Origin of the sequence: Halorubrum sp. SP3 (genome assembly GCF_005435195.1) — an archaeon.
GTDB lineage: Archaea > Halobacteriota > Halobacteria > Halobacteriales > Haloferacaceae > Halorubrum > Halorubrum sodomense.
In genome coordinates this window covers 1-412 of record NZ_SGTU01000427.1, presented here as the reverse complement: position 1 = coordinate 412, position 412 = coordinate 1, and the positions used below count along the sequence as shown (strand labels likewise).

General features: G+C 58.7%; 1 protein-coding gene. It reads left to right on the top strand.

Translation table 11 applies throughout. From position 1 onward, the window contains the following. A partial coding sequence (locus EXE42_RS17105) for a hydantoinase B/oxoprolinase family protein (RefSeq protein WP_137707074.1) occupies positions 1–412 on the top strand: 412 nt, incomplete at both ends.

The window sequence follows — 412 nt, the reverse complement described above, 5'->3', positions numbered from 1 at the left end:
CGGGTCACACGCCGGAAGTGTGTCCGCGGATTCGACCGAAATCTATCAGGAGGGGATCAGGATTCCGCCGGTGAAACTCTTTGAAAAAGGCGAACCGAACGACGCCGTCTTCGAGATGATCCTCTCGAACGTCCGGACCCCGGACGAACGTCGCGGCGACCTCAGAGCGCAGGAGGCCGCAAACGAGACTGGGCGGCGGCGGTTCGGTGATCTCGCGGAACGATACGGAGCTGACAAACTGGAAGTCGCGCTCGAAGAAATCAAAAACTACTCCGAACGCCGTATGCGGTCGGAGATTGAGTCGCTGCCCAACGGTGAATACTCGTTTGAGGACGTGCTTGATGATGACGGCGCTGGGAACGTCGACCTCCCCATCGAAGTTACACTGACGGTTGACGGCGATGAGATCCTC